Genomic DNA, 7687 nt, shown 5'->3' on the forward strand with positions numbered 1-7687 from the left:
ACTATAATGAACCTTGTAAATACCTTTGAGCTAAACTACGGGCAGCTAGTTAAAAGCAAAATTGAAGCAGCACATAACCTCCTTCTAGAAATATCGAAGCAACCAAAGGCAAACATCCGAGAACTTGCCAACAGTGATCCGCAAATTCAACAATTTGTAAAAGAGGTTTCCGATGATGGTATTGCAACCATAAAGCGATTCGATAAAGCGAAGGATACAACCAATAAGATTGTCCATAACGCAGAGACAGAATCGACGCATACTGTTGCAAACTCTCTGAAAACTACGTGGATAATGGGTATTGGCTCAGTTATCATTTCGCTACTCATTGCCTTTATTTTCTCCAGCCGAATTTCCTCTTCTGTAATCAAACTTAAAGAAATTGTAGAGCAGCTAAGTAAGGGTCGACACCCTGATGAGCTGGAGATTAAAAATCGCGACGAATTAGGAGCCATTGCACACTCCTTAAATACCCTAATTAAAACATTGAAAAACCTCTCCCACTTTGCGGCTGAGGTGGGTAATCGGAACTTTAAAGCCAACTATGAAACACTTGGTGAGGATGACATGCTTGGTAACTCACTGATTGAAATGCGCAACAAGTTGGAACAGGCCGAAAAGGATGCCGAAGACAGAAGAAGGGAAGAGGAACAACGCGTATATGTAACCCAAGGTATGGCCAAGCTGGGTGAAGTGCTCCACATCAACTATGAGAGCGTTGATGATATGGGTTACGCCATAATTCATTTCCTAGTAAACTACCTCAAGGCTAACCAAGCCATATTTTTTCAAGCAGACTATTCAAATCCCGACGACCCATACCTCGAGCTAAGGGCGACATATGCATACGACCGAAGAAAATACGTTAAAAAACGTGTGGCCATGGGTGATGGACTTGCAGGGGTTTGCTTCTTTGAGAAGCAGAGCATCTTTTTAACTGATGTTCCTGAGGACTACATCTCAATCTCCTCGGGCTTGGGTGAAGCGCTGCCTAGAAATATCTTTATTGTCCCCATTCAAGCTGACGAAAGAGTTGAAGGGGTTATAGAGGTTGCCTCGTTCCATATTTTGGAGCAATATCAAACGGAGATGGTGGAGCAAATGGTAAAATCCATTGGCATTACCCTAAGCAGTATGCGAATTAATAATCAGACAAAAAACCTGCTGGAACAATCGCAGCGCATGGAGCAAAAGATGAAGATACAGGAGGAGGAGATGCGAAGCAACATTTTGAGGCTAGAGGCTGAGTTACTAGAAATGAGAATGAAAGAGGAGGAACAAGGCAACAAAAAATAATCATCATAGAGATGATATTTGAGATTAAAAGGTTCTTCGATTAGGTTTATTAATTAGGTTTATTGATTAAGATTAAGATTAAGATTAAGATTTTGGAGTTAGCTGCCAACAAAACAAATGTTTTTGTTGGCAGTTTTTTTTGATAGTAGCAAAACAGCGAAGATTGAATCGGAAGGTTCTTCAATATTTAGAGTAAAAACCATCCAGCTCGTCGGGGTAATTCCCCAGCTCATCGGGTTTAACTGGTATTATAGTTAATCGTGCCATACATTTGCTGCAACAAAGGAAAGTCATTAACTTTAAACTCTCGATCATGGAACGCGTATGTTATAATCACCACAGACCCAAAAGAATGAAAAAAGCTGTTTTCGGACTTCTCGTTATTGCTGCAGGCTTTATTTGGCTTGGCTCAAACATGGGATACGTTGATGATACTACCCTGCATATCATATTTTCCTGGCCAATGTTGCTGGTTGCCATTGGACTTACCAACCTAGCCGAGCGTGATAGCCGTTTTACTGGGATTGTCCTGATTCTGGTGGGAAGTTTCTTCTTAGCTCCTCGGTTAATTTCAACACCCTATAACTTTATTGGAATCTACTGGCCAGTGCTCATAATCATTCTAGGAATAATGATTTTCTTCAGTGCGCTCACCAGACGATTTTGGGGTCATCACCGATTCCATAGATACTCAGAAGTAACCACCAATGGCGACTTGGACGAAATGAATATTTTTGGTGGTTCCAAAAAAAAAATAAATGACAAAAACTTTAGTGGGGGTAGGATTACCAACATCTTTGGCGGAGCCGAAATAGATCTCACTAAGGCAGATCTGGTTCCTGGCAAAAGCGTCTTGGAGGTAACCTGCATTTTTGGAGGCATTTCGCTTGTAGTTCCCTCCGACTGGTCGGTTCAGGTTTCAGTAGTGTCCATTCTCGGTGGCTTTCACGACAAAAGATCAACCATTAACAACCATGAGAATCCTGATAAGGTGCTCATAATTAAAGGTGCTGCTGTATTTGGAGGCGGGGAAATCAAGAGCTATTAATCCTCGACTATGGATCATTCGGTTCTTGTAAATCGACAATATCTTTCCTGGTATGGAATAGCTTGGAGCATGCTTGTCATACTCCAAGTTTTCATCGTAAGCTTGAGCGGAGGAATTCCTTTATGGCCCATATTAATTGATAGCATTGTATCAACCTATCTTTTTGCCCTGCTGGGAATCCCAATTTGGTATGTAGTTCAATTCTACAAGCCAGAAAAGGCCACCATATTTAACCTTATCATTAATCAGCTGACGTTGGCAATTCCGATCGTTGCTGGATGGCATTTTCTTAGCACCTACCTCGTGAAGGAGCTAACGGCCTCTTGGCCCACCTATGAATTATTTCTTGTCCAAACACTTCCAGTAAGAATTGCCTCTGGAATATTTCTATACCTAACGCTAACGCTTATTTACTACCTCATTATTTACTACAACAACCTTCAAGATAAAGTAAAAAGCGAAGCAAGACTTCAGGAGATGCTTAAAGAGGTGGAGCTGGATATGCTAAAGTCCCAGATTAACCCTCATTTCTTATTCAACAGCTTAAACTCCATCAGTTCTCTAACCATTACTGCGCCTAAAATGGCAAGGGAGATGCTTGTTAAGCTATCCGATTACCTGAGGTATTCGGTCTCCATGGGTAAAAGCCAAATAACAACATTAGGTGAGGAGATAGAAAACATAAAGCTTTACCTTGAAATTGAGAAAATTCGTTTCGGAAGTAAGCTCCTCTTCTCCTTCGATTTGCAGGACGATATTTTGAATGCAACCATTCCAGCCATGATTCTTCAGCCATTGTATGAAAATGCAGTGAAGCATGGAGTTTATGAAAGTACCTCGGAAATAGTAATCAGAACCTCAGCAAGGCTACAGGGTAGCATACTCACCCTGCGCATCACCAATAACTACGAGCCTGGGGTTCCATCGAAGAAGGGAGCCGGAGTTGGACTTAAAAACATCAGCGAAAGGCTACGCCTGTTATACCATAACGAGCAGCTCCTACAAGCAAAAAAACATGATCAACTTTTTGAAGTAATAGTTTCCATTCCTCAGGTTAAGCAGGTTTAACACTTGCACCAGCCTACACTTCTTCTGGCCTTTAAGTGGCTTGTATGTAAATAGTTGTTTTGGGAATCCTAATAAAGCTGAACCAAGTGAATGTAGATGGTAAAAAAATTAGAACCTTGCTTGTGGAGGACGAAGAACCAGCCAGGGCAATTATAAAAGAGTATTTGAAGACCTTTCCCGATATTGAGATAATTGGTGAGGCTGCTGATGGTTTTTCTGGTGCGAAGGCCATTAATGACCTCAAACCGGACTTGGTTTTTCTCGACATCCAAATGCCAAAACTTACTGGTTTTGAACTACTCGAATTGCTCGACCACCAATGCCTAATTATCTTCACCACGGCCTACGATCAATATGCCATAAAAGCGTTTGAGATGAATGCAGTTGACTACCTGCTGAAACCATTCTCAACCATTAGATTCAATGAAGCCGTAGAGCGTGCCATTACCCGATTTCACTCGATAAAAACCGATGTAAAGGTTACCCAAGCACTCCTAAAATCAGCAGACGAATCTACGGAATACCTTGAGCGCATTGCCGTTCGAAAAGCCGGAAACATAGAGGTTATACCTGTTGGTGAGGTAATTTATTTAGAAGCCGATGGCGACTACGTGGTGCTCCACACTGCCAACGGAAAGTTTATGAAGGAAAAAACCATGAAATACTTTGAGCAGCATCTTCCAACCTCGGCATTTGTAAGAATTCATCGCTCCTACATAGTGAACGTGGAAAAGATCCAGCGGCTGGAACTTTATGAAAAGGACTCCTATCTGGTGGCGCTAAAGAATGGAGAAAAGCTTCGATCGAGCGATGCTGGGCAAAAGTTGTTGCGGCAGCGGTTAAATCTATAAAAAATTGGGGCGGTAGAATTTACCGCCCCAATTTTTTTACCTTAAACTAGTTGAAAGTTGGCAAGAACGAGTAATCCTTGTCATACTCCATCATCTGCTTAACAAAATCGGTGGGATAAGTAACAGTTACATCTACAATCTTACCATCCTTAACCACTGGGGTGAGCACTGGATTGATAAATCCGGCATAAGGAGCCAAATTCAACTTTTTATAACGCTCCAAAACCTCCTTATGCAGCTGTTGATCAACCGGAACACCATATGTCTCAACTAAATTTTTCCCAGCCGCATAATCTCCAGTGGATTTAATGCGCTGAACCTCTCTAAGAAGTTGTCCAAATAGAGTTCGCAACTTCTGATAATCGTTAATCTTGAAGTAGGTTTTTCCATCGCGAACCACCTTCTCAATCACATTGTCGGCCTTTCCTTTAGCGTAGCACCATTCAGAGATTAAGGCCCGGTCGCGCATGTGCGCCTCCTCAATGTTTTTTCCCGGTTCAATTCGTGTAAGCTGCGTCATTAAACCATTGCGAATATACTGGTTATACTCGGCCTTTGCAGCATCATACGATGGTAGTACTCCCAGCTCTTCCAGCTTTGGATCGGCAATAAAGTATAGCGCAAACAGGTCGGCACGAGCCTCCTCCAGCGTTGATCCGTAATTTTTGAGCTCATCGCCCTTAACGCCGGGGGCTAGCTGACCGGAGCCGTGACCCAAGCACTCATGAAGGTCGGTAAGCATGTTGCTTGCGATGGCGCCATACTTTTTGGCCAGCTCAATCTCCTCCTGAGAGTAGGCAAATTCATCAATAAAACCGTCACCCAGCGAAGCCATATCGTAGGAGTGGGTAATGTTTTCGATGGTTACGCTCTTCGAACCATAATCCTTCCTGATCCAGTCGGCGTTAGGAAGGTTTATGCCAATGGGAGTTGATGGAAAGCAATCACCACCAAGGCAGGCCACTGTAATTACTTTGGCCGTAACACCCTTTACCTCCTTCTTCTTATACATAGTGTCGGTGGGAGAATTATCCTCAAACCATTGGGCATTTTTGCTAATAATTTCTGCCCTTTTGGTTGCCTCAATATCCTTAAAGTCGACTATCGATTCCCACGTCGCCTTGTAACCAAGTGGATCTCCATAGGTCTCAATAAATCCGTTAACAAAGTCTACCTCGGAAGCGAAATCGGAAACCCATGCAAGATTATACTTATCGAACATCTTCAAATCGCCTGAGTTGTAGTAGTCAATCAAATATTGAATAGTCTCCTTTTGCTTGTCGTTTTCTGCTACATCCTTTGCCTTACCAAGCCAATACACAATCTTCTCAATGGCAGAAGAATACATTCTACCCACCTTCCAAACCTTTTCTACTAGCTTGCCATCCTCCTTCACAAGTTTAGAATTCAATCCATAGGAGATAGGCTGAGTATCTTTTGGATTGACCATTTTGGCATAGAAAGCCTCCACCTCCTTTTGGGTAACGCCTTCATAAAAGTTTACCGCCGACGATGTTACCATATCAACGCCCGCCTTTTGGTCTAACCGGTAGCGGGCCACGTTGGGGTCAAAAATAATTGGCACCAACATTGTTTGCATCTCCTCTTTTGTTCCTAACTCCTTTGGAAAAAATTTATCTGGAGTATTCTTCACCAAATCGGCAAAGTACTCCTTGGAGAAACCTGGAAGAAACTTTTCGTTAGAATAGTGATGATGAATTCCGTTGGAGAACCACACTCGCTTTATATAAACCATAAATTTTGCAAAATCAGGCTCATTTCGATCACCGGTGTAGCCTGAGTAGATGGCATCCAGCACTCTCCTTACGGCAAGGTTGTACTTATAGTTCTGGTCCCAAGTAATATCGCGCCCCGATAAGGCAGCCTGGGAAAGGTAGTAAACGAGCTTTTTCTGGTCGAGCGATAAGCTGTCAAAATCGGGAATCTGATAGCGTAAAATCTTTAGGTCAGCAAATTGATCTATCTGCCACTTAAAGTTTGTATCATCATTTTTCTTGTCCGAAGAGCAAGATATTACTCCCATTAGTGCAAGTGTAGCCATTGCTATTACTAGTTTTTTCATCTCCATCCATTTTTTCATTAGGAACGAGTAAAGTTAATCCTAAATAATGCAGAAACAAGATTATGCTATTTTTCTCTGGTATCTGGCGGTTGTGGTAGCTGTCGCTTCTTGGGTTTTGAAGGGTTTCGTAGGTCAAGGTCCGATTGTAAAACCCACATGCCCTTAATGAATTTGAAACCATCGTAGGAAGAGTCGGGGCCGTAAAATCGCAAATCACCAACATACTCAGAGTGAGAGGGACTTAGGTGATCAAAAACAATCATATCTGATTCGGGAAGGTAGCGCATCATCATGGTTGCTCTGGCCGAATACTCAAAAATTATCCTGGAGAAGATCTTTTTACCATTATTGAAGATGGGGGCACCAAAAACAGGTCGGTTTTCCGAATCAAAATGGAGCACTTCAATAACTCGCTTACAGGTAAAAATATTATTAAGGTCAACACCCAAAAGGAAATAGTAATTGGTTCCCGCCATCTTCTTCTCGGCTATCTGATAGTAGAGGGCGCCAAACCACGATTGTGGGCCACAGATTTGGTCAGCAGGGTTTTGAATCTTGGCACGGGAGTCGTTGAGTTCAAAAAGCGAAACCGCCCCGCTCTTCCTATTTTTTACCTGCAGAAAACCAAACATTTTTTGCGTACCTCCTGCCTGAGGAATGTTCCAAGTAAAGATGCGGATTAGCTTATCATCGGAAACAACCTTTCCTATGTGGGCGAGCGAATCGAAGGGATAGTCAAACGAGTTCTGTTTACTAAGAAGACCCTTAAGTGTTGACCAGACCTTTTGGTTTAGCCTGTTCGATTCAGAATAATCAGTCTGTTTGGCAACCTCATCCATCAAGGATTTAAGAGTGCTTTCACCCTGCTTTAAGGTATCTCCGGCCATTTGCTGGCCCACACTCTCAATGGGCAGCAATGCAAGCGAAACCATGGTTATTATGTTAACTAGTCTTTTGAACATAGCTTGAGGTTTGTTGTTAAAATGACACAAAAATACAGAAGCATGTTAGCTAACGAAAAGATTCGCAAATTATTTTCATGGAAAATGCTTGCCGGTGTCATTATTGGTGGAATTGCTGGATTTGTCTACTTCCACTTTTGGGGCTGCCACGGAACCTGTCCCATCACTTCATCACCGGTGAAAACGGTAGTATTTGGCTCCATCATGGGTGGCCTGTTGGCCTCCTAGCCTTTCAGCTCATCTAGCGACGAAATAATTGCATTGCAAGCCAAACGAATCTGCTCTTCGGTGATAATAAGCGGCGGAGCAATGCGCAAGGCCGTATCGCAAAATAAGAACCAGTCGGCGATTACCCCTCTGTTCAAACATTTTGCAATGG

The 7687-nt window shown here is 42.6% G+C and carries 7 protein-coding genes; 5 read left to right on the forward strand and 2 right to left on the reverse strand.

The window, feature by feature from the left end:
* The 4 genes from VMW01_06200 to VMW01_06215 all read left to right on the forward strand — a co-directional run.
* Positions 1-1296, forward strand: a 1296-nt coding sequence (locus VMW01_06200) for a GAF domain-containing protein (protein ID HUW05833.1), incomplete at its 5' end; no start/stop codon positions are given.
* Positions 1297-1648: 352 nt separating this feature from the next.
* Positions 1649-2344, forward strand: coding sequence for a DUF5668 domain-containing protein (locus tag VMW01_06205; GenBank protein ID HUW05834.1), 696 nt, complete (start codon positions 1649-1651; stop codon positions 2342-2344).
* 9 nt (positions 2345-2353) lie between these two features.
* Positions 2354-3412 (forward strand): histidine kinase, encoded by a 1059-nt coding sequence (locus tag VMW01_06210; GenBank protein ID HUW05835.1) that lies wholly within the window; start codon positions 2354-2356, stop codon positions 3410-3412.
* Positions 3413-3471: 59 nt separating this feature from the next.
* A complete protein-coding gene (locus tag VMW01_06215; protein ID HUW05836.1) occupies positions 3472-4263 on the forward strand; it encodes a LytTR family DNA-binding domain-containing protein in 792 nt (263 codons plus the stop codon).
* Positions 4264-4309: 46 nt separating this feature from the next.
* Here VMW01_06215 and VMW01_06220 read toward each other — a convergent pair whose 3' ends face one another.
* Both VMW01_06220 and VMW01_06225 read right to left on the reverse strand, forming a co-directional pair.
* Entirely contained in the window at positions 4310-6346 is a 2037-nt protein-coding gene (locus VMW01_06220) for a hypothetical protein (protein HUW05837.1), read from the reverse strand.
* 65 nt (positions 6347-6411) lie between these two features.
* Positions 6412-7308, reverse strand: coding sequence for a hypothetical protein (locus VMW01_06225; protein ID HUW05838.1), 897 nt, complete (start codon positions 7306-7308; stop codon positions 6412-6414).
* A 42-nt stretch (positions 7309-7350) separates the two neighbouring features.
* Between VMW01_06225 and VMW01_06230 the strand changes: the two genes are divergently transcribed.
* Positions 7351-7536, forward strand: a complete 186-nt coding sequence (locus VMW01_06230; protein ID HUW05839.1) for a hypothetical protein — start codon at positions 7351-7353, stop codon at positions 7534-7536.
* Positions 7537-7687 lie beyond the last annotated feature (151 nt).

This window comes from Williamwhitmania sp. (genome assembly GCA_035529935.1).
In the GTDB taxonomy this organism is placed as follows: domain Bacteria; phylum Bacteroidota; class Bacteroidia; order Bacteroidales; family Williamwhitmaniaceae; genus Williamwhitmania.